We start from the raw sequence: 21,796 nt of genomic DNA on the forward strand, positions 1-21,796 counted from the left end.
GCGGCGGCGGGCGGCCGCGGGCCCGGCCGCCGCGGGCCGCCGGGTGCCCGGACCTGCCGCCACCTGCGGGGACGACTAGGGTCGGGAGCGTGATCGTCGATGCCTCCCGGGTCAACCAGCTCGTCGCCACCCTGCAGCCCGAGCTGGTGGAGATCCGCCGCGACATCCACGCGCACCCGGAGCTCGGTCGCACGGAGCAGCGCACCACCCGGCTGATCGCCGACCGGCTGCGGCTGTCGGGCCTGTCCCCGAAGCTGCTGCCCGGGACGGGCCTGATCTGCGACATCGGGCCCAGCCCGGTCGAGACGGGCCGCCGCCGGATCGCGCTGCGTGCCGACATCGACGGCCTGCCGGTCCAGGAGACGACCGGCCTGCCGTACGCCTCGACGGTGCACGGCGTCGCGCACGCCTGCGGCCACGACGTGCACACCACCGCGCTGCTCGGCGCCGGGCTGGTCCTCGCCGAGCTGCACGCGGCGGGCGAGCTGCCGACGGCGGTCCGGCTGGTGTTCCAGCCCGCCGAGGAGGTGCAGCCCGGCGGGGCGCTCGACGTCCTGCAGGCCGGGGCGATGGACGGCATCGGCCGGATCTTCGCGCTGCACTGCGACCCGAAGGTCGACGTCGGCCGGATCGGCAGCCGGATCGGCCCGATCACCTCGGCCTCCGACGAGATCACCGTCGTGCTGACCGGCCCGGGCGGCCACACCTCGCGCCCGCACCTGACGGGGGACCTGGTCTACGCGCTCGGCCAGGTGATCACCCAGGTGCCCGCCGTGCTCGGGCGCCGGCTCGACCCGCGGTCCGGGGTCAACCTGACCTGGGGCGCGGTGCAGGCCGGCTCGGCGCACAACGCCATCCCCGCCTCCGGCTCGGTGCGCGGCACGCTGCGCTGCCTGGACGTGCGCGCCTGGGAGAAGGCGTCCCAGGTGCTGCACGCGGCGGTGGAGCAGGTGGTCGCTCCCTACGGCGTCGAGGTCGAGGTGCGGCACCAGCGCGGCGTCCCGCCGGTCGAGAACGACGAGCGCGCCGTCGCCGTGCTGGAGGCCGCTGCCCGGGACGTGCTGGGGGAGGAGGCGGTGCAGCTCACCGAGCAGTCGCTCGGGGGCGAGGACTTCGCCTGGTACCTCACCCGGGTCCCGGGCGCGATGGCCCGGCTCGGCACCCGCACCCCGGGCGGCCGGACGTACGACATCCACCAGGGGGACCTGGTGGTCGACGAGCGCGCGATCGCGGCCGGCGCGGCGCTGCTGGCGCGGGCGGCGCTGCGGGTCGGCGCGACGCCCGGGGGCTGATCACCGCCCCGCGGCACCGCGCACTGGGCCGGTCGGGTGAGCCGTCCTGCGGACGAATGTTCCAAGTCAGTAACGAAGGGCCCCGGAAGGGGTCCGGTAACACAGCCGACACCTGCGCGTGGCTAGTGTTCCTCGCAACGCCGGACGACCCCTCCCGACCCACGCGCAGCGTCGCGCGCGGCGACCGGGCGGGCCTCACGGACCGGTCGACGACGAGAAGCAGGAGCATCGCGTGAAGAAGATCATCCGTGCGGCCGCCCTCACCGGGGCTGTCGCGCTCGCCCTCGCCGCCTGCGGCAGCGCGCCGGAGGAGTCCGACAGCACCGCCGGTGGCGGCGACGCCGGCGGCTCCGACTTCAAGGCCTGCATGGTCTCCGACTCCGGCGGCTTCGAGGACAAGTCCTTCAACCAGTCGGGCGCCGAGGGCCTCGACCGCGCCAAGGACGAGCTGGGCATCGAGGAGGTCAAGGTCGAGTCGACCGCGGAGACCGACTTCACGCCGAACATCGACTCGCTGGTCCAGCAGGACTGCAACCTGATCATCGGCGTCGGCTTCCTGCTCGAGGACCCGATCCAGGAGGCGGCCGAGGCCAACCCCGACATCGAGTTCGCCCTGATCGACTCCGGGTTCACCGACGCGGACTTCAACCCGGTGACGCTGGACAACGCCAAGCCGCTGCTGTTCAACACGCAGGAGGCCGCGTACCTCGCCGGCTACGTCGCCGCGGGCACGTCCACCACGGGCACCGTCGCCACCTTCGGCGGCATCCAGCTCCCGTCCGTCTCGATCTTCATGGACGGCTTCGCCGACGGCGTCGCCAAGTACAACGAGGACAACGGCGCCGACGTCAAGGTCCTCGGCTGGGACAAGGAGGCCCAGACCGGCTCCTTCACCGGTGACTTCGAGAACCAGACCAACGGCCAGAACCTGGCCAAGGGCTTCATCGACCAGGGCGCGGACGTCATCATGCCCGTCGCCGGCCCGGTCGGCCTCGGTGCCGCCGCCGCCGCGCAGGAGGCCGGGAACGTCGCCATCGTCGGCGTCGACGCCGACTGGTTCGAGACCTCGCCCGACTACTCCTCGATCATCCTGACCTCGGTCATGAAGGAGATCGGCCAGGCCGTGTTCGACACGGTCAAGGAGGCCTCCGAGGGCAACTTCTCCTCCGACCCGTACGTCGGGACCCTGGAGAACGAGGGCATCGGCATCGCGCCGTTCCACGACTTCGACGAGAAGGTCCCGGCCGAGGTCAAGACGGCCGTCGAGGACCTGAAGGCCCAGATCATCTCCGGTGACCTGGTCGTGGAGTCCCCGAGCCAGAACTGACGCACCAGCACCACCGGTGGCCCGGGCAGCACGCCTGCCCGGGCCACCGGTGCGTTCACCCGCGCACCCGGGACCTGCGGCTGTCTCCGGCCGTCCGGTTTGGCCTAGTGTGCGCAGCGACACGATCGACCGAAGGAGCATTCCCACGTGAAGCTCGAGCTGCGGGGGATCACCAAGCGTTTCGGCGCCCTGGTGGCGAACGACCACATCGACCTGGTGGTCGAGCCCGGCGAGATCCACGCGCTGCTGGGCGAGAACGGTGCCGGCAAGAGCACCCTGATGAACGTGCTGTACGGGTTCTACGACCCGGACGAGGGCCAGATCCTCGTCGACGGCCGGCCGGTGGAGTTCGCCGGCCCGGGCGACGCGATGGCCGCGGGCATCGGCATGGTGCACCAGCACTTCATGCTCGTCCCCGTCTTCACCGTCGCCGAGAACGTCGTCCTCGGGTACGAGCCCGTCAAGGGCGGCGGCATGCTCGACCTGGCCGCGGCGCGCCGCCGCGTCAAGGAGATCTCCGACCGGTTCGGGTTCGACGTCGACCCCGACGCCCTGGTCGAGGACCTCCCCGTCGGCGCGCAGCAGCGCGTCGAGATCATCAAGGCGCTGTCCCGGGACGCGAAGGTCCTGATCCTCGACGAGCCCACCGCGGTGCTGACGCCGCAGGAGACCGACGAGCTCATCGCGATCATGCGGCAGCTCAAGGCGGCGGGCACCTCCATCGTCTTCATCACCCACAAGCTCCGTGAGGTCCGCGCCGTCGCGGACCGGATCACGGTCATCCGCCGCGGCCAGGTCGTGGGCAGCGCCCGACCCGACGCCGCGGAGACCGAGCTCGCCTCGCTCATGGTCGGCCGCTCCGTCTCGCTCGGCGTCGACCGCACGCCCGCGCAGGCCGGCGAGGTCGCCCTGCGGGTGCGGAACCTGTCGGTGCTCGACGAGGCCGGGGTCCGGCAGGTCGACGACGTGTCGTTCGACGTCGCCCGCGGCGAGATCGTCGCCGTCGCCGGCGTGCAGGGCAACGGCCAGACCGAGCTCACCGAGGTCGTCCTCGGTCTGCAGCAGCCCGTCGCCGGGTCCGTCGTGCTCGACGGGACCGAGCTCGTCGGCCGCACGGTGAAGCAGGTGCTCGACGCCGGCGTCGGGTTCGTGCCCGAGGACCGGACGGAGGACGGCGTCGTCGCCGACTTCTCCGTCGCCGAGAACCTCATCCTCGACCTGTACGACCGCGCCCCGTTCTCGCGCGGCATCTCGCTGGACCCGAAGAAGGTCCAGGAGAACGCCGAGCGCCGGACCGTGGAGTTCGACGTCCGCACCCCGTCCACCGAGGCGCACGCCGGCACGCTGTCCGGCGGCAACCAGCAGAAGGTCGTCCTGGCCCGCGAGATGTCCCGCCCGCTGCGGCTGTTCATCGCGTCCCAGCCCACCCGCGGCCTCGACGTCGGGTCCATCGAGTTCGTGCACAAGCGGATCGTGCAGGAGCGGGACAGCGGCACCCCGGTGATCATCGTGTCGACCGAGCTCGACGAGGTGCTCGCCCTGGCGGACCGGATCGTCGTCATGTACCGCGGCCGCATCGTCGGCGTCGTCCCCGGGGGCACCGACCGCGACGTGCTCGGCCTGATGATGGCCGGCGTCCCGCAGGCCGAGGCCGTGCAGCAGGCCGCGACCCACCACACGGTGCTCGGCGAGGCCGACATCGAGGCCTCCGAGGAGGAGAGCAAGTGAGCCAGGCGACCCCCGCCCCCGAGCAGCCGCCGGCCGGGTCCACCGCCCCGGCACGCCGCGACGACGGTCTCGAGTCCCGCGCCCAGGGCGCGCTGCGCGAGATGCTGACCAGCAGCTGGTTGGTGACCGTCGCGGCCCTGGTGCTCGCGCTCGTCATCTCCGGCGTGCTGATCGCGGCCGCCGACAGCGCCGTGCAGGACGCCGCCGGGTACTTCTTCGCGCGGCCGGCGGACTTCTTCTCCGCGGCGTGGAACGCCGTCTGGAGCGCCTACGTGGCGCTGTTCCAGGGCGCCGTCTTCGACCCGGGTGCCGCGACGTTCGCCCGCGCGATCCGCCCGATCACCGAGACCATGACCTGGTCCGTCCCGCTGATCCTCGCGGGCCTCGGCCTGGGCATCGGCTTCCGGGCCGGCATGTTCAACATCGGCGCGCAGGGCCAGATCATCCTCGGCGCGATCTTCGCCGGGTACATCGGCTTCGCCTGGGACCTGCCCCCGGTCCTGCACCTGCTGCTCGCCGTGATCGGCGGCGTCATCGGCGGCGGCCTGTGGGCCGGCATCGCCGGCTACCTCAAGGCCCGGACCGGGGCCAACGAGGTCATCGTCACGATCATGCTGAACAACATCGCGATCTACCTGGTGGGCTACCTGCTGACCACGTCCGCGTTCAAGCGCGGCGACAGCAACAACCCGGTGTCCCCGCCGATCGCCGAGACGGCGCTGTACCCGCAGCTGCTCGGCTCGCAGTTCCGGCTGCACCTCGGCTTCGTCGTCGCGATCCTCGCCGCCGTGTTCGTGTGGTGGCTGATGAACCGGTCGACGATCGGGTTCGCGTTCCGCGCCGTCGGGTCCAACCCGAGCGCCGCCCGCACCGCGGGCATCAACGTCAACCGCATGTACCTGCTGGTGATGATCGTGGCCGGCGGGCTGGCCGGCATGGCCGGCACCGCGCAGGTGCTCGGCACCGAGAAGGTGCTCACCGCGGGCATCGCGGCGAGCTTCGGCTTCGACGCGATCACGGTCGCGCTGCTCGGCCGGTCCAAGCCGCTCGGCACGTTCTTCGCGGGGCTGCTGTTCGGCGCCCTGCGCGCCGGCGGGTTCGCCATGCAGTCCCGCACCGGCACGCCGATCGACATCGTGCTGGTCGTCCAGTCCCTCGTCGTGCTGTTCATCGCGGCGCCCCCGCTGGTGCGCGCGGTGTTCCGCCTCCCGTCCCCCCGCGGTCCCGGCGGCCAGCCGGCCGAGCTCGCCGCGCCCGTCGTCAAGGAGGCCGCCGCGTGAGCGCCGTCGCCGCCCCCGCCCCCGCGCGTGCCGCGGCGGGCAAGCCGCTGCCGCCGATCTCCTACAAGGCGCCGATCGCGTACGGCGCGGTCGCCGCGCTCGCGCTGCTGCTGTTCGGCATCCTGCCCGCCTCGGGCCGCGAGACCTCGTTCACGATGTTCGCCCCGGGGGAGAACATCGCGTTCTCCGTCCCCTCCAAGCCCACCGCGATCGTGCTCTGCCTGATCGCGCTCGGCCTGGCGGCGTGGCGGTTCCAGGCCGCGCGGACCCGGCGCAAGGTCGGCGTGTGGCTCCCGGCCGTGTACGCGGTCGCGCTGGTGTTCGCGCTGCTGACCTGGGCCGTCGCCGGCAAGGCGCAGCCGCTGCCCCTCACCAGCCTGCTGCAGGGCTCGCTGTTCCTCGCGGTGCCGCTGGTGTTCGGCGCCCTCGCCGGCCTGGTCAGCGAGCGGTCCGGCATCATCAACATCGCGATCGAGGGGCAGCTGCTCGCCGGCGCGTTCCTCGCCGCGGTCGTCGCGACCATCACCTCCAGCGCCTACGTCGGCCTCATCGCCGCGCCGGTCGCCGGCGCGCTGGTGTCGGCCCTGCTGGTCGCGTTCGCGATCAAGTACGTGGTCGACCAGATCATCGTCGGCGTCGTGCTCAACGTGCTGGTCGTCGGCATCACGAGCTACCTGTTCTCCACCGTGCTCAAGGGGAACGCCGACACGCTGAACACGCCGCCGCGCCTGCCGACGCTGCCCATCCCCGGGCTGTCCGACATCCCGGTCATCGGCCCCGTGCTGTTCCGGCAGACGATCCTCGTCTACCTGATGTACGTCGTGGTGGTCGTCCTGCAGGTCCTGGTGTTCAAGAGCCGCTGGGGCCTGCGGCTGCGGGCCGTCGGCGAGCACCCGAAGGCCGCGGACACCGTCGGCATCAAGGTCAACCGCACCCGGGTGTGGAACACCATCCTCGGCGGCGCCATCGCCGGTCTCGGCGGCGCGTTCTTCACCGTCGCGAACGGCCTGGCGTTCGGCAAGGAGATGACCGGCGGCAAGGGTTTCATCGCCCTGGCCGCGATGATCCTCGGCCGGTGGAGCCCGAAGGGCGCGCTCGCCGCGGCCCTGCTGTTCGGGTTCGCGGACAACCTGCAGGTGGTGCTCGGCATCATCGGCACGCCCATCCCGAGCCAGATCATGCTGATGACGCCGTACGTGGTGACGATCTTCGCCGTGGCCGGCCTCGTCGGCCGGGTGCGGGCGCCCGCCGCCGAGGGCATCGCCTACGTGAAGTGAGCACGTCACGACCGCCGTCGCCCGCGCAGGGCGGCGGCGGTCGTGCTTCACGGGCACACTCGGGAGCGTCCGAGCAGGTGCCGTGAGACGCCCCGGTCGCCCGGGGAGAACAGGAGACCGGCTGTGCCGGAGATCGACTGGGACGCCCTGCGTGCCGCCGCCACCGAGGTGATGCACCGCGCGTACGTCCCGTACTCGAAGTTCCCCGTCGGCGTCGCCGCCCTGGTGGACGACGGCCGGGTCGTCGTCGGCTGCAACGTCGAGAACGCGTCCTACGGCCTGACCCTGTGCGCCGAGTGCGCGCTCGTGTCCGGCCTGCACGTGTCCGGCGGCGGGCGCCTCGTCGCGTTCGCCTGCGTGGACGCCCACGGGAACGCCCTGATGCCGTGCGGCCGCTGCCGCCAGCTCCTCTGGGAGCACGGGGGACCCGACCTGCTCGTCGACACGGTGAGCGGGATCAAGCCGATGACCGAGGTGCTGCCCGACGCGTTCGGGCCGGCCGACCTGGTCGAGAGGAAGTCATGAGCACCGAGAAGTTCGACGCCGTCGACGTCATCGTCGCCAAGCGCGACGGGCACCGCCTGACGGACGCCCAGATCGACTGGGTCATCGACGCGTACACCCGGGGTGTCGTCGCCGAGGAGCAGATGGCCGCCCTCAACATGGCGATCCTGCTCAACGGCATGGACCGCGCCGAGATCTCCCGGTGGACCGCCGCGATGATCGCCTCCGGCGAGCGGATGGACTTCTCCGGCCTGCGGCGGCCCACCGCGGACAAGCACTCGACAGGCGGCGTCGGCGACAAGATCACGCTGCCGCTCGCGCCGCTCGTCGCGGTGTTCGACGTGGCGGTGCCGCAGCTGTCCGGCCGCGGACTCGGCCACACCGGCGGCACCCTCGACAAGCTCGAGTCCATCCCCGGCTGGCGCGCGGCGCTGTCGAACGACGAGATGATGGCGCAGCTCGACGGCCCCGGCGCCGTGATCTGCCAGGCCGGTTCGGGCCTCGCGCCCGCCGACCGCAAGCTCTACGCGCTGCGCGACGTCACCGGCACCGTCGAGGCGATCCCGCTGATCGCGTCGTCGATCATGAGCAAGAAGATCGCCGAGGGCACCGGCGCGCTGGTGCTGGACGTCAAGGTCGGCTCCGGGGCGTTCATGAAGGACCTGGACCGCGCCCGCGAGCTCGCGCGCACGATGGTCGACCTCGGTACCGACGCCGGCGTGAACACGGTCGCGCTGCTCACCGACATGTCGACGCCGCTCGGCCTGACCGCGGGCAACGCGCTCGAGGTCCGGGAGTCGCTCGAGGTGCTCGCCGGCGGCGGGCCGTCCGACGTGGTCGACCTGACCGTGGCCCTCGCCGAGGAGATGCTGGCCGCGGCCGGTCGCCCGGGCGAGGACGTGCGGGCCGCGCTGACGGACGGCCGCGCGATGGACGTGTGGCGCCGGATGATCGAGGCGCAGGGCGGCGACGCCGACGCGCCGCTGCCCGTCGCACGGCACACCGAGCAGGTCCTGGCGCCGGCCGACGGCGTGCTGACCCGGCTCGACGCGTACGCCGTCGGCATCGCCGCGTGGCGCCTGGGTGCCGGCCGCGCGCGCAAGGAGGACCCGGTGCAGGCCGGGGCCGGCGTGGAGCTGCACGCCAAGCCGGGCGACACCGTGCGCGCCGGGCAGCCGCTGCTGACGCTGCACACGGACACCCCGGAGCGGTTCGAGCGGGCGAAGGAGGCGCTGGCGGGCGGCTTCGACGTGGCCGCCGAGGCGCCGGCCGCGACCCCGCTGATCCTGGACCGCATCGCGGCGTCCTGACGGCGGCGACGGGGCCCCGCGGCGCACGCGCTGCGGGGCCCCGTCGCGTCCGCCCGCGCCGCTGCGGGGCCTCACCCCCGCGCGGCACCCTCCTCGCCGAGTCTGCATCGCCGGCCTGGGGCGGGCGGCGCGGTCGGAGGCGAACAATGGAGACTCGGCGGACGAGGGGAGCGGGCGTGGGCGCGCGAGCGGGGTGGCGCAGGGGGCAGCTGGTGACGGTGCTGCGGACGGTGCGCGGACGGGTGGTGCCGCCGGCGCCTGCGCCCGCGCCGGCGCGCCCGGTGGGCGTGGGCGGGGAGCCGACGCGGTCGCGGGTCGACGGCGTCGCCCTGGCAGCGGCCGGTGCCCGGGCCGCGCTGCCCGCCGGCGCGCTCGACGACCTCGACGACCGGCGGCGGGCGCAGGTGCTGGCCCCGCTCGACGTCCGCGCCGGCCGCACCGTCCGGTGGGGCACCGCCGCCGCGCGCCAGGTCGACGGCACCACCTGCGGCGCGGCCGTGCTCGGCGTGCTGGCGGCGGCCGGCGACCCGCGGCTCGCCCTCTGGCTGGTGTCCGGGCGGCTGCCCGACGGGTCCCGTCCGCCCGAGCTCGACGGCCTCGACCTGCCCGAGCCGGCCGACCCGCACCACCCGGACGCCCCCACGTGGTTCCGCACGCCCGACGGCCGGGTCGTGCACGCGTCCGCCACCGGCGAGGAGGCCGCCGCGGCGCGCTGGGGCCTGCTGCAGGCGGCCCTGCACCGGCGCAGCACCGCCCGGGCGGTCGCCGGGGTGCTGCCCTGGCCGCGGTCGCTCGGCACGCCGCCGTGGGGCGCCGCCCGGCTGGCCCGGTTCCCGGGGGTCCGCTACCGGTCGGTGCTGGTCGACGACACCCGGACGGCCGAGGTCGACGACCTCCTGGCCCGCGTCGACGCCGCCCTCGACCGCGGCGTGCCGGTGCCCCTGTACTCCGGGGGCGACCTGTCCGGCGGCGTCGCGGCCGCGGTCCCGCGGCACGTGGTGCTCGCGGTCGGGCGGGCGGGCGACGGGTACCGCGTGTACGAGCCGGGCGCCGGGGCGGTGCTGCCGCTGCCGCGCGCGGCCCTGCTGTCCCCGGCGGGCCCGGTCCCGGCGCTCGGCCACTGGCCGCACCTGGCGTGGGCCCTCCTCCCGACCCCGACCCGCTGACCCGCCCCTCTCCGCACCCCGCGCCCCGACGCCGAACCTGCAGGAGCTGCGGGGTTCGCGGCCCCGGAACCCCGCCGGTTCTGCCACCTCGGCGGGCCTCGGGGCCCGGGAGGTCTCTGCGGGCCCCGGCTTGGCGGGGTGGCGCCGTCCGGGACACGATGGAGTCGTACCCCGCTGTCGACGACAGGAGTGGACATGAGCACCGTTCCCGGCGACCGGACCTGGCGCGACGCCGGGCTCGTCGAGCCCGAGCTGACCGACCTGCCGGAGGTCCAGCCCGACGACGACACCGACGCCCGCGACGGGGCGTACGAGCCGGACGAACCACGGCCCGACCTGGTCGGCGAGGCCGACCCGGGTGACGTCGCCGAGCAGAAGACACCCGTCCCCGAGGACGAGCGCGACGACTACCCCTGAGCCGCGCCGCGGACCGCGCCGCACGCGGGTCGCACGCCGCGCAGGACCACCCGGGCGCCCGGTTCCCCGATGCGGGGTTCCGGGCGCCCGGCCACTACGGTGGGGCGCATGACCGTGACCTTCGAGCAGATCGTCGCGCTGCCGAAGGTCCTGCTGCACGACCACCTCGACGGTGGCGTGCGCCCGCGGACCGTCGTCGAGCTCGCCGAGAAGGCCGGCCACGCGCTCCCGACGACCGACCCGGACGCGCTCGCCGCCTGGTTCCGGGACGCCGCCGACAGCGGCAGCCTCGAGGCGTACATCGCGACGTTCAGCCACACGCTCGCCGTCATGCAGCGGCCCAAGGCGCTGCGCCGGGTCGCCCGCGAGGCGGTGCTGGACCTGGCGGCGGACGGCGTCGTCTACGCCGAGGAGCGGTTCGCCCCGGAGCTGCACCAGGCCGGCGGCCTGTCGCTCCAGCAGGCCGTGGACGCCGTGCTGGAGGGGCTCGCCGAGGGCGAGGCCGAGGCCGCCGCGGAGGGCCGCCCGATCCGCGCCCGCCTGCTGCTGTGCGCCATGCGGCAGTCCGACCGCGCCGACGAGATCGCCGCCCTCGCCCTGGCGAACCGCGACCGCGGCGTCGTCGGCTTCGACATCGCCGGCCCCGAGGCGGGCTTCCCGGCCAGCGCGCTGGGCGCCGCGTTCGCGCAGCTGCGCACCGCCCGGTTCCCGGTCACCGTGCACGCCGGCGAGGCCGCGGGCCGCGACTCGCTGGACGAGGCCGTCGACGTCGGCGCGCTGCGCCTGGGCCACGGCGTGCGGCTGGTCGACGACATCCGGCACGACGACGCGGGTGCGCCCGTGCTCGGCCGGCTCGCGCACTGGGTCCGCGACCGGGGCATCGCCCTCGAGGTGTGCCCGACGTCGAACCTGCAGACCGGCGCCGCCACCTCGATCGCCGAGCACCCCGTCACGACCCTGCTGCGGCTCGGGTTCGCCGTCACGGTGAACACCGACAACCGCCTCCAGTCCCGCACCGGCCTCAGCCGCGAGCTGCACCTGCTCGTCACCGAGGCGGGCTGGACCCTCGACGACGTGCGGACGGTCACCCTGACCGCCGCCCGCCACGCGTTCGTGCACGCCGACGAGCGCCAGGACCTCCTCGACCGGGTCATCGTCCCCGGTCACGCACCGACCGGAACAGGAAGGCACCGCGCATGACCCAGTCCCTCGACGCCGCCGCGCTGGCGCAGTTCGTCGACCACACGCTGCTCAAGCCCGAGGCGACCCGCGCGGACGTCGAGGCGCTCGTCGCGGAGGGCGCCTCGCTCGGCGTCTACTCCGTGTGCGTCTCGCCGTCGTTCCTGCCGCTGGACGCCCAGGGCCTCAAGGTCGCCACCGTGTGCGGCTTCCCGTCCGGCAAGCACCACAGCGACGTGAAGGCCGCCGAGGCCGCCCGGTCCGTCGCCGACGGCGCGGACGAGGTGGACATGGTGATCGACCTCGGCGCCGCCAAGGAGGGCCGGTTCGCCGACGTGCAGGCCGACATCGCCGCCGTCCGCGCCGCCACCCCGGCGCCGGTCGTGCTGAAGGTGATCATCGAGTCCGCCGCGCTGACCGACCACGAGATCGTCCACGTCTGCCGGGCCGCCGAGGCCGCGGGCGCCGACTTCGTGAAGACCTCGACCGGTTTCCACCCCGCCGGCGGCGCCTCCGTGCACGCCGTCGAGATCATGAACGCCACCGTCGGCGGCCGCCTCGGCATCAAGGCCTCGGGCGGCATCCGCACCACGGCCGACGCCCTGGCGATGATCGAGGCCGGCGCGACCCGGCTGGGCCTGTCCGGCACCGCCGCGGTGCTCGGCGGCTTCGAGGCGGACGGCGGGTACTGAGCCCGCTGCGCCCCTGCGCACGCACGACGACGGCCCGTCACCCCGGCAGCGGGGGACGGGCCGTCGTCGTGTCCGGGGACCGGCGGGGCGTCAGAGCCCCAGCGCCACCGCCACGTCCGCGCGCACCGCGTCGAGCCGTGCCCGGGCGGCCCGCCGGGCCTCGCCGACCGACTCGACGGACGCCTGCTCCTCGACCGGCACGACGACCTCGAGGTAGCACTTCACCTTCGGCTCGGTCCCGGACGGCCGGACGATGACCCGGGTGTCGTCCTGGGTGAGCAGCCGGATGCCGTCGGTCGGGGGGAGGCCCTCGCGGTCGGCGTCGGAGCCGGCGGCGAGGTCGACGACGGCCATGACGGGCGAGCCCGCGAGGACCACCGGCGGGTGCTCGCGCAGCCGCTGCATGGTCTCCGGGATCTGCGACAGGTCGGTGAACCGGGCCGACAGCTGGTCGGTCAGGTGCAGCCCGTGCTGCCGGGCCAGGTCGTCCAGCACGTCGACCGGGATGCGGCCCTCGGCCTTGAGGCGGGCGGCGAGCCCGGCGAGGGTCAGCGCGGCGGAGATGCCGTCCTTGTCCCGGACGTGGGCGGGGTCGACGCAGTAGCCGAGCGCCTCCTCGTAGCCGTACACGAGGCCGTCGACGCGGGAGATCCACTTGAACCCCGTGAGCGTCTGCGCGTGCCGCAGGCCGGCGCGGGCGGCGATCCGGCCGAGCAGGCGGGAGGACACGATCGAGTTCGCGAGCACGGGGGCGTCGTCCGCGACGGCGGCGCCGGGCGCGCCGAACCGCTCCGCGGCCACGCTGCCCAGCAGCGCGCCGGTCTCGTCGCCGTGCAGCATCCGCCAGCCGTCCGAGCCGGCGGCGCCGGGGCTCATGTGCGTCCGGGCGCGCGGGTCGACGACGGCGGCGCCGCACCGGTCGGCGTCGGGGTCGAGGGCGATGACCAGGTCGGCCTGCACCTCGGCGGCGAGCGCGACGGCCAGGTCGATCGCGCCGGGCTCCTCGGGGTTCGGGAACGCGACGGTCGGGAAGTCGGGGTCGGGCTCGGCCTGGAGCTCGACGACGTGCACGTCGGTGAAGCCGGCCTCGGCGAGCACCCGGCGGGCGGTGCCGCCGCCGACGCCGTGCATCGGGGTGAGCACGACGCGCAGCGCGGCGTGGCGGGCGCGGGCCTCGTCGGACAGGTCGGCCAGGCCGAGGACCTCGGCGACGTAGGCGTCGACGATCTCCGGGCCGACGGTCGACCAGCCGTCCGCCGCGCGCGGGACCGCGGCGACCGAGGGGACCCGGCCGATCTCGGCGGCGATCGCGCCGTCCATCGGCGGGACGATCTGCGCGCCCTGGCCGGAGCCGGTGACGACGCGGCCGCCCAGGTAGACCTTGTAGCCGTTGTCCTTCGGCGGGTTGTGGCTCGCGGTGACCATCACGCCGGCGTCGGCGCCGAGGTGCCGGACGGCGAACGCCAGCACGGGGGTCGGCAGGTACGGCGGCAGCATGACGACCTCGATGCCGACCGCGGTCAGCACGGCGGCGGTGTCGCGCGCGAAGTCGACGGAGCCGTGCCGGGCGTCGTGGCCCACGACCACGCGGGGCGCGGGGGACACGCCCTCGAGCTCGCCGAGCAGGTAGGCGCCGAGGCCGGACGCGGCGCGGATGACGACCGCGCGGTTCATCCGGTGCGGGCCGCCCTCGACGGCGCCGCGCAGGCCGGCGGTGCCGAACTGCAGCAGCCCCTGGAACCGGTCGGCCAGGTCCTCGCGCGCCTCGCGCACGTCGGTCGCCGCCTGCTGGTCCTCGGGCGACGCGCCGCCGGGCACCGACGGCTCGCCGGCCTCGGCGCGGTCGAGCAGCGCGGTCAGCTCGGCCGCGGTGCGCGGGTCGGGGTCGTCCGCGATCCACTCGCGGACCCGGCCGGCCAGGTCCGCCCAGGCGTCGCCCTGCTCCTGCTCGGTCCCGGCCGGGTGGTCCTCGGTGCGCTCGCTCATCGACTGCCGTCCTCCCCGGGGCGCCCCGCCCCGACCCTCGTCCTGCGCGGCGCGGACGCGCCGTGGTGCCGTACCGCGCCGCCGCGGCGTCCGGGCCGCGGCGGCGCGCCGATCAGATGCGGCCGACGATGTCCGCCAGCAGGCGGCTGATCCGCGGGCCGGCGGCGGCGCCGGCCTCCAGGACCTCCGCGTGCGACAGCGGCTCGTCACCGACGCCCGCCGCCAGGTTCGTGACCAGGGAGATGCCGAGCACCTCCATGCCGACGTGCCGCGCCGCGATGGCCTCGATGGTGGTGGACATGCCGACCAGGTCGCCGCCCATGATCCCGGCCATCTTCACCTCGGCCGGGGTCTCGTAGTGCGGGCCGCGGAACTGCACGTACACGCCCTCGTCGAGCGACGGGTCGACCTCGCGGGCCACGTCGCGCAGCCGGCCGGCGTACAGGTCGGTCAGGTCGACGAACGTCGCGCCCTCCAGCGGGGACACGGTCGTCAGGTTGATGTGGTCGCGGATCAGCACCGGGGTGCCGGGACCCCACGCGGGGTTGAGGCCGCCGCAGCCGTTGGTGAGCACGACCGTCGAGCAGCCGGCGGCAGCGGCGGTGCGGACGCCGTGCACGACGCGGCGCACGCCCTTGCCCTCGTAGAGGTGGGTCCGCGAGCCGAGCACGAGCGCGTGCTTGCCGGTCGCGGCGATCCGGACCGAGCGGATGGTGCCGACGTGGCCGACGACGGCCGGCGCGGCGAAGCCCGGCACGTCGGGGGCGGCGATCTCGGCGACGGTCTCGCCCAGCAGGTCGGCCGCGCCGCCCCACCCGGAGCCCAGCACCAGCGCGACGTCGTGCTGCGCGACGCCGGTCGCCTCCGCGAGGAACGCGGCCGCGTCGGCCGCGACGGCCAGCGGGTCGGTGGTCGGGTCGTCGAGACGGGCGTCGTCGGCCATGCGGGTGCTCCTCGCGGTGCGTGCGGCGGTGTCGGTGCGGGTGGCGACCCGGCGCGCGGGACACGTGCGGTCGCAACGGTCGAGCGTACCGGCCGTGCCCGCCCCGCAGGACCCCGGAAGGTCCCGCACCTCCAGGGCCGTCCACACCGAGATGGCGACTCTCGGCTGCGCGGACGCACCCGCGCACAGCCGAGAGTTGCCATCTCGGCGACGGGAGGGTGGGGGAGGTGCGGGAGTGCGGGAGGGCGCGGGCGAGAGGGCGAGGGCGGTGCGGGGAGGGCGCGGGCGCGCGGCGTGCGGCGCGCGCGAGGGGACCGGGGCGTGGCGCGACGTGCGCGGCGGCGCAGGTCCGGGAAGATGGACGCGTGACGCAGCCGACCCCCACGCCCGCGCCCGCCGAGCCCGGCCCGGCCACCCCGGCCGCAGCCGACGCCCCCGACGCCGCGGCCGCCCCGCCCGCCTCCTCGACCACCAGCGCCGCCGCGCCCGCTCCCGTCGACGACGGCCGGCCCGCGCCGCGCGTCGTCGTGGTCGGTGGCGGCCCCGGCGGCTACGAGGCCGCGCTGGTCGCCCGCCGGCTGGGTGCGGACGTCACGGTGGTCGAGCGCTCGGGCCTCGGCGGCGCCGCCGTGCTGACCGACGTGGTGCCGTCCAAGACCCTGATCGCCACCGCCGAGTGGATGACGATCGCCGAGCGCGCCCCCGACCTGGGCATCCGCCTCGACGTGCCCGCGGGGCCGGCCGACGACGCCGACCCCGCGCGGGACACCGGCCGCAGCCGCCGGCACAGCATCGACCTGGCCCGGGTGAACGCCCGGGTGCGCGACCTGGCCCTGGCGCAGTCCGGCGACATCCGCACCCGGCTGGAGCGCGAGGGGGTGCGGGTCGTGATCGGCCACGGGCGGCTCGACGGCCCGGAGCGCGTCGTCGTCACGGGCGACACCGAGGAGACGCTCGACGCGGACGTGGTCCTGCTGGCGACCGGCGCGACCCCGCGGACCCTGCCCGACGCGCAGCCCGACGGCGAGCGCATCCTGACCTGGACGCAGCTCTACCACCTGGACGCGCTGCCGGAGCGGCTGATCGTCGTCGGCTCGGGCGTCACCGGCGCCGAGTTCGCCGGGGCGTACGTGTCGCTGGGGTCCCAGGTCGTGCTGGTGTCGAGCCGGGACCGGGTGCTGCCGGGCGAGGACGCCGACGCCGCGACGATGCTGGAGGACGTGTTCCGGACCCGCGGCATGGAGGTGGTCGCGCGGTCCCGCGCGCAGGCCGCGCGCCGGACGGACGACGGCGTGGTCGTCACCCTGGCCGACGGCCGGGAGATCCACGGCTCGCACGTGCTGCTCGCGGTCGGCTCGATCCCGAGCACCGAGGGCCTCGGCCTCGCGGACGCGGGCGTGCGGACCACGCCGTCCGGGCACATCGAGGTGGACAAGGTGTCGCGCACCTCGGCCCGCGGCGTCTACGCGGCGGGCGACGTGACGGGCGTGCTGCCGCTGGCGTCGGTCGCGGCGATGCAGGGGCGGATCGCGATGTCGCACGCGCTCGGCGACGCGGTGGCCCCGCTGAGGCTGCGGGGCGTGGCGGCGAACATCTTCACCGCCCCGGAGATCGCCACGGTCGGGCTGAGCGAGACGGCGCTGATCGAGCGGGACGCGCACTTCGTCACGCACACGCTGCCGCTGGCCCGGAACCCGCGCGCGAAGATGCTCGGCGTGCGGGACGGCTTCGTGAAGCTGTTCGCGCACTCGACGGCGGGCACCGTGCTCGGCGGGGTGGTCGTGGCGCCGCGGGCGTCGGAGCTGATCTTCCCCATCACGCTGGCGGTGTCGCACAGCCTCACCGTCGACGACGTGGCGAACGCGTTCACCGTGTACCCGTCGCTGTCGGGCTCGATCGGCGAGGTCGCGCGGGTGCTGCACCGGACCGACCAGGGCTGAGCCCCGGGGCCGGGCGGGGGCGCGGCGGTCCGGGCGGGGCGCGGCGGCCCGGGTGGCCGTCAGCCCGCCCGGACCTCCGTCACCAGCGCCAGGTGGTCCGAGGAGTCGTCGGCGAGCACCCGCGCCTCCGCGAACGTCACGCCCTGCCCGAGCACCCAGTCGATCCGGACCGCCGGGTCGTTGCTCGGGTGCGTGAGCACGTCCTCGGCGCCCGCGGTGTCCATGGCGCTCACCCAGCCGGCGTCGTCGAGGGCGTCGAGCTCGGCCGAGCCCGGCTCGGCGTTGAGGTCGCCGGCCAGCACGGACGGCCCGTCGTCGGGCAGCGCCGCCCGGAGCGCGGCGAGCTGCTCCAGCCGGGTGTCGACGTTGTCGTCGCGGTGCTGCAGGTGCACGGACGTCACCCGGACCGCCTCGCCACCGGGGCCCTCGACCCGCGCGGTCAGCGCCGAGCGCGCCTGCGGCCCGGCGCCGTACGGCAGCTCGACGACCTCGACGTCGTCGAGCTCCGTGCGGGACAGCAGCGCGTTGCCGAACTGCTGGTCCGCGGCCGGCGCGAACGCGACGTGCATGCCGAGGCGGTGCCCGAGCCAGGTGAGCATGTCGGCGCCGCCGCCGAGCACCCAGCCCCGCGACACCTCCTGGAGCGCGACGACGTCCGGGCCCTGCGCCTCGATGGTCCGGGCGATCTGCTCGAGGTCGACGGCGGTGTGCGCGGCGACGCCGTAGTGCAGGTTCCAGTCGAGGACCACGAACGCGTCGGGGTCCCGGTCGGTCGCGGGGGCGGGGGCGGCGACCGTGGCGGAGACCCAGCCGACCAGCAGCAGCGCGACGGACGGCAGCACCAGGAACCGCAGGGCGTTGGCGCGCAGCGGGGGTGCGGGCTCGCGCCCGGCGGGCTCGGCCGGCGTGCGCCACCGCAGGCCGCCGGTCGCGAGCAGCGCGGCGGCGAGCACCACGACCCACGCGTTGTCGACGGGCAGCGGGACGTCGTAGTCGAGCAGGTACAGCAGCAGCACGACGACGAGCCCCAGCCCGACGCCGCTGGTGGCGAGCGCGGTGCGCGGGATCCCGGGCGGCGCCGGCCGGCGGGTCTTGAGCGCGACGGTGAGCACGACCCCGAGCGCCGCCTCGGCGACCAGGATCGCGATCAGCGCCGCGACGCCGGTGGTGAGGAAGGCGGTCCCCGCGGCGACCGGCAGCAGGACCGCGGCTGCCCAGCGCACCGGCCGGGCCATGATGCGCGGCACCAGCAGGAGCCAGGCGGTCAGCGCCGACGCCAGCACGGTCGCGGTCCCGGCCACCATCAGCGGCAGGTGCGCCTGCGCCGCCGCGAAGGCGGGGTTCCCCAGCACCATGACGACCAGCGCGAGGGCGGGCCCGAGCACCCAGGTCCGCCGGGGCCGTCCGGACGCCTCCTGGCGGCGGGCGACCACCGCGAGGGCGACCGTGAGCAGCACCAGGACGACGGCGACGACGCTGCCGAGCACCCCGCCGCGCCACAGCGGGTCCCACGTGCCGAACGCCAGCTGGAGCGCCGCGGACAGCCCGGTGCCGAGGGTCAGCCCGAGCGCGGCCTGGCGGCCGCCGCCGGCGCGACCGGCGACCAGCGTGGTCGCCAGGACCAGCGCGGTGACGGCGAGCGACGCGGTGACCAGGCCGGCGACGAACCGCGGGCCGTCGTGCACCACCTGCGTGACCAGCCGGGCGACGCCGAGGGCGACGACGGCGACGAGCGCGGTGCGCCCGGAGGCGGTGCCGGGGCCGCGACGGCCGGTGCCGAGCAGCGCCAGCGCCGCGAGCAGCCCCGCGCCGAGGAACGTGAGCAGCGCGGCGGCCGCGACGGCGACGGTGCTGACGGCGAAGGCGCGGTCCAGGACGGGCCCGGCGGCGCGCACGGCGTCGACCGCGAGCACCGTGACCAGCGCGACGAGCGACACCCGGGTGGCCGTGCCGGCGTCCGGGGGGAGCGGGGTCCCGGCCGGCGACGGTGCGGACGCGGGGGGCACCGACGGCGGTGCGGCTTCGGGGACGCTCACGCCGTCAACGTAGTGGGCGGCGAGCCGCCCGGGCCAACGAACGGGCACGCGCGGACGCGTCCGTCGCCCGCCCGGGGTCAGGACGCCGCGCCCTCGACCTCCGGGGGCAGGCCGGCCCGCAGCGCCGGCCAGGCGTCCGCGAACGCGGGAAGCAGCGGCAGCGCGGTGACGTCGTCCAGCGCGACCCAGGCGATCGCGAGGCTCTCGTCGTCGGTCGGGCGGGGGTCGACCGGCCCGGCGGTCACGGCCACGACCGTCGTGTACGACCAGTCGCCGTGGTCCAGGACGTGCTCGCCGACCACCCGGACGGACGCGGGCTCGATGCCGGCCTCCTCCTGCGACTCGCGCAGCGCCCCGTCGACGGCCGACTCCCCGGTGTGCCGGGCGCCGCCGGGCAGCCCCCACGTGCCGCCCTGGTCGCTCCACGGCGCGCGGTGCTGGAGCACCACGGCCGCGGCGTCGACGCCGGTCGCCGGGCGCGCCAGCAGCAGGCCGGCGGCCCCGGCCGTGCCCCAGTGCCGGCGGCCGCACCGGCACTCGACCCACCCGTCGCCCGGGTGGTGCGGTCGCCGTGCCACCGCGGTCAGTCGACGATCTCGCAGATGGCGGTACCCGCCGCGACCATCCCGCCGACGTCGGCGGCCAGGGACGCGATGGTGCCCGCGCGGTGCGCCACCAGCGGCTGCTCCATCTTCATGGCCTCGAGCACCACGACCAGGTCGCCCTCGGCCACGGTGTCGCCCTCGCCGACCGCGACCTTGACGATCGTGCCCTGCATCGGGGACGTCAGGGCGTTGCCGGACGCCGCGGGACGGCCGGCGGTGCGGCGCGGCGCGGAGCGGCGGGGGCCCGCGGCGGCGGCCCGGCCGCGACCGGCGCGCAGGGCGAGCGCGGCGGGCAGCACGACCTCGAGGCGCTTGCCGCCGACCTCGACGACCACGCGCTCCAGCTCGGTCGGCTCGTGGTCCTCCGCGCCCGGCCCGCTGGCGGTGACCGCCGGGGTGCCGGTGAGGGCGGGCAGCCGGTCGGCGAACTCCGTCTCGATCCACCGGGTGTGCACGGCGAACGGCTGCGCGGGGTCCGCCGGCACGAACGCCGGCTCGGCCATCACGGCGCGGTGGAACGGGACGACGGTGGGGATGCCGGCGATCTCCAGCTCGGCCAGCGCGCGGCGGGCGCGCTCGGCGGCCTGCTGCCGGGTCGCCCCGGTCACGACCAGCTTGGCGATCATCGAGTCGAACGCGCCCGACACGGTGTCGCCCTCGACCACGCCGGAGTCGACCCGGACGCCCGGGCCCGCCGGGAACCGCAGCGTCGAGATCCGCCCCGGGGCGGGCAGGAACCCGGCGGCGGGGTCCTCCCCGTTGAGCCGGAACTCGAAGGAGTGGCCGCGGGTCTCGACGTGGTCGTAGCCGAGGGGCTCGCCGTCGGCGATCCGCAGCTGCTCGCGCACCAGGTCGATGCCGCTGATCTCCTCGGACACCGGGTGCTCGACCTGCAGGCGGGTGTTCACCTCGAGGAACGAGATGGTGCCGTCGGCGGCGACCAGGAACTCGCAGGTGCCGGCGCCGACGTACCCGGCCTCGGTGAGGATCGCGACCGAGGCGTCGACCAGCTGGGCGCGCTGCGCGTCGGTGAGGAACGGCGCGGGGGCCTCCTCGACCAGCTTCTGGTGCCGGCGCTGCAGCGAGCAGTCGCGGGTCGAGACCACGACGACGGTGCCGTGCTCGTCCGCGAGGCACTGCGTCTCGACGTGCCGCGGCCGGTCGAGGTACCGCTCGACGAAGCACTCGCCGCGGCCGAACGCCGCGACGGCCTCGCGCACGGCGGAGTCGTACAGCTCGTCGATCTCCTCCGACGTGCGGGCGACCTTCAGGCCGCGGCCGCCGCCGCCGAACGCCGCCTTGATGGCGACCGGCAGGCCGTGCTCGCGGACGAACGCGTGCACCTCCTCGGCGCCCGACACCGGGTCGGGGGTGCCCGCGACGAGCGGGGCGCCGGCGCGCTGCGCGATGTGCCGCGCGCTCACCTTGTCGCCGAGGTCGCGGATCGCGGCGGGCGGCGGGCCGACCCAGACCAGCCCGGCGTCGAGGACGGCCTGGGCGAACTCGGCGTTCTCCGACAGGAACCCGTAGCCGGGGTGCACGGCGTCGGCGCCCGAGCGGCGGGCGACGTCCAGCAGCTTGGCGATGTCGAGGTAGGTCTCGGCTGCGCGGGCGCCGTCCAGGGCGTAGGCCTCGTCCGCGACGCGCACGTGCAGCGCCTCGCGGTCGGGGTCCGCGTACACGGCGACGGAGGCGAGGCCGGCGTCGCGGCAGGCGCGGGCGATGCGGACGGCGATCTCGCCGCGGTTGGCGACGAGGACCTTCGAGATGCGGGGCACGGCTCACCGTAACGCGGGGGGCCTCCGGCGATCACGCCCGCGACCCGCTGCGTCGTGAAGATCGCCGATCCGGCCAACCGGGTCGCTGCGGCGTTGGAGGGTTCCACAGCGGACGCCCGGCGTGCGCCGCGCGGCCCGGCGCGCCCTTGTCCGGCCCCGACAAACCCGCGGGGCCGGCTGCCGGCCCCGGCGCATCCGCCGAGCGGCGGTGGCGTCGTCCGTCGAGGGGGTAGCCGACACGTCGAGCGAGTAGTCGGCGGGTACCCCCTCGACGTGTCGGCTGCTCGCTCGCGCGGCGCGCGGCGCGCGCGGCTGGCGGCGGCGCGCGGCGCGGCG

At 75.7% G+C, this 21,796-nt stretch carries 17 protein-coding genes; 12 read left to right on the forward strand and 5 right to left on the reverse strand.

Going from position 1 to position 21,796, the window contains the following annotated elements; all coding sequences use genetic code 11:
* The first annotated feature begins 89 nt into the window (after positions 1-89).
* The 11 genes from FA014_RS04950 to deoC all read left to right on the forward strand — a co-directional run bounded on the left by FA014_RS04950 (position 90) and on the right by deoC (position 12,172).
* Positions 90-1,292, forward strand: coding sequence for an amidohydrolase (locus tag FA014_RS04950; RefSeq protein WP_230322877.1), 1,203 nt, complete (start codon positions 90-92; stop codon positions 1,290-1,292).
* Between the two features lie 232 nt (positions 1,293-1,524).
* Positions 1,525-2,619: a BMP family lipoprotein gene (locus FA014_RS04955; RefSeq protein ID WP_154728593.1), complete on the forward strand. Its 1,095-nt coding sequence runs from the start codon at positions 1,525-1,527 to the stop codon at positions 2,617-2,619.
* 147 nt (positions 2,620-2,766) lie between these two features.
* Positions 2,767-4,347 carry an ABC transporter ATP-binding protein gene (locus tag FA014_RS04960; RefSeq protein ID WP_154728594.1) on the forward strand — a complete coding sequence of 527 codons (1,581 nt, stop codon included), beginning with the start codon at positions 2,767-2,769 and terminating at the stop codon, positions 4,345-4,347.
* Complete coding sequence (locus FA014_RS04965; protein ID WP_419178365.1) at positions 4,344-5,627, forward strand: ABC transporter permease; 1,284 nt, start codon at positions 4,344-4,346, stop codon at positions 5,625-5,627. The genes FA014_RS04960 and FA014_RS04965 overlap by 4 nt, the downstream gene beginning before the upstream one ends.
* Entirely contained in the window at positions 5,624-6,904 is a 1,281-nt protein-coding gene (locus FA014_RS04970) for an ABC transporter permease (RefSeq protein WP_154728595.1), read from the forward strand. Before FA014_RS04965 ends, FA014_RS04970 begins: the two co-directional genes overlap by 4 nt.
* 123 nt (positions 6,905-7,027) lie before the next feature.
* On the forward strand, positions 7,028-7,429 hold the full coding sequence (locus tag FA014_RS04975) for a cytidine deaminase (RefSeq protein WP_154728596.1): 402 nt from the start codon (positions 7,028-7,030) through the stop codon (positions 7,427-7,429).
* The gene (locus tag FA014_RS04980) at positions 7,426-8,718 is read left to right on the forward strand and encodes a thymidine phosphorylase (RefSeq protein ID WP_154728597.1); all 1,293 of its coding nucleotides are present in this window, start codon (positions 7,426-7,428) and stop codon (positions 8,716-8,718) included. The genes FA014_RS04975 and FA014_RS04980 overlap by 4 nt, the downstream gene beginning before the upstream one ends.
* Before the next feature lie 212 nt (positions 8,719-8,930).
* Positions 8,931-9,884, forward strand: coding sequence for a hypothetical protein (locus FA014_RS04985; RefSeq protein WP_154728598.1), 954 nt, complete (start codon positions 8,931-8,933; stop codon positions 9,882-9,884).
* A 195-nt stretch (positions 9,885-10,079) separates the two neighbouring features.
* The gene (locus FA014_RS04990; protein ID WP_154728599.1) at positions 10,080-10,301 is read left to right on the forward strand and encodes a hypothetical protein; all 222 of its coding nucleotides are present in this window, start codon (positions 10,080-10,082) and stop codon (positions 10,299-10,301) included.
* Between the two features lie 108 nt (positions 10,302-10,409).
* Positions 10,410-11,501, forward strand: a complete 1,092-nt coding sequence (locus tag FA014_RS04995; protein WP_154728600.1) for an adenosine deaminase — start codon at positions 10,410-10,412, stop codon at positions 11,499-11,501.
* Positions 11,498-12,172, forward strand: a complete 675-nt coding sequence (gene deoC, locus FA014_RS05000; RefSeq protein ID WP_154728601.1) for a deoxyribose-phosphate aldolase — start codon at positions 11,498-11,500, stop codon at positions 12,170-12,172. The genes FA014_RS04995 and deoC overlap by 4 nt, the downstream gene beginning before the upstream one ends.
* Before the next feature lie 90 nt (positions 12,173-12,262).
* On the opposite strand, the gene FA014_RS05005 is transcribed toward deoC, so the two are convergent.
* Together FA014_RS05005 and FA014_RS05010 are read right to left on the reverse strand one after the other, a co-directional pair.
* Positions 12,263-14,158 carry a phospho-sugar mutase gene (locus FA014_RS05005; RefSeq protein ID WP_154728602.1) on the reverse strand — a complete coding sequence of 632 codons (1,896 nt, stop codon included), beginning with the start codon at positions 14,156-14,158 and terminating at the stop codon, positions 12,263-12,265.
* Between the two features lie 112 nt (positions 14,159-14,270).
* Entirely contained in the window at positions 14,271-15,101 is an 831-nt protein-coding gene (locus FA014_RS05010; protein WP_154728603.1) for a purine-nucleoside phosphorylase, read from the reverse strand.
* 527 nt (positions 15,102-15,628) lie between these two features.
* On the opposite strand from FA014_RS05010, the gene FA014_RS05015 reads away from it, so the two are divergent.
* Positions 15,629-17,041 carry an NAD(P)H-quinone dehydrogenase gene (locus FA014_RS05015; protein WP_230322882.1) on the forward strand — a complete coding sequence of 471 codons (1,413 nt, stop codon included), beginning with the start codon at positions 15,629-15,631 and terminating at the stop codon, positions 17,039-17,041.
* 59 nt (positions 17,042-17,100) lie between these two features.
* Here FA014_RS05015 and FA014_RS05020 read toward each other — a convergent pair whose 3' ends face one another.
* From FA014_RS05020 to FA014_RS05030, 3 genes are all read right to left on the reverse strand, one after another.
* A complete protein-coding gene (locus FA014_RS05020; protein WP_230322878.1) occupies positions 17,101-19,077 on the reverse strand; it encodes an endonuclease/exonuclease/phosphatase family protein in 1,977 nt (658 codons plus the stop codon).
* Positions 19,078-19,154: 77 nt separating this feature from the next.
* Complete coding sequence (locus FA014_RS05025) at positions 19,155-19,664, reverse strand: NUDIX hydrolase (protein WP_419178366.1); 510 nt, start codon at positions 19,662-19,664, stop codon at positions 19,155-19,157.
* Positions 19,661-21,460 (reverse strand): acetyl/propionyl/methylcrotonyl-CoA carboxylase subunit alpha, encoded by a 1,800-nt coding sequence (locus FA014_RS05030; protein ID WP_154728605.1) that lies wholly within the window; start codon positions 21,458-21,460, stop codon positions 19,661-19,663. The genes FA014_RS05025 and FA014_RS05030 overlap by 4 nt, the downstream gene beginning before the upstream one ends.
* Positions 21,461-21,796 lie beyond the last annotated feature (336 nt).

Source organism: Cellulomonas hominis, assembly GCF_005239125.1.
In the GTDB taxonomy this organism is placed as follows: domain Bacteria; phylum Actinomycetota; class Actinomycetes; order Actinomycetales; family Cellulomonadaceae; genus Cellulomonas; species Cellulomonas hominis_A.

What these genes read in the sequence shown, in the direction of transcription:
- FA014_RS04980 (WP_154728597.1), top strand. Translation starts at nt 7,426, where the DNA reads ATGAGCACCGAGAAGTTCGACGCCGTCGACGTCATCGTCGCCAAGCGC.
- FA014_RS04990 (WP_154728599.1), top strand. Translation starts at nt 10,080, where the DNA reads ATGAGCACCGTTCCCGGCGACCGGACCTGGCGCGACGCCGGGCTCGTC.
- FA014_RS04995 (WP_154728600.1), top strand. Translation starts at nt 10,410, where the DNA reads ATGACCGTGACCTTCGAGCAGATCGTCGCGCTGCCGAAGGTCCTGCTG.
- deoC (WP_154728601.1), top strand. Translation starts at nt 11,498, where the DNA reads ATGACCCAGTCCCTCGACGCCGCCGCGCTGGCGCAGTTCGTCGACCAC.
- FA014_RS05005 (WP_154728602.1), bottom strand. Translation starts at nt 14,158, where the DNA reads ATGAGCGAGCGCACCGAGGACCACCCGGCCGGGACCGAGCAGGAGCAG.
- FA014_RS05010 (WP_154728603.1), bottom strand. Translation starts at nt 15,101, where the DNA reads ATGGCCGACGACGCCCGTCTCGACGACCCGACCACCGACCCGCTGGCC.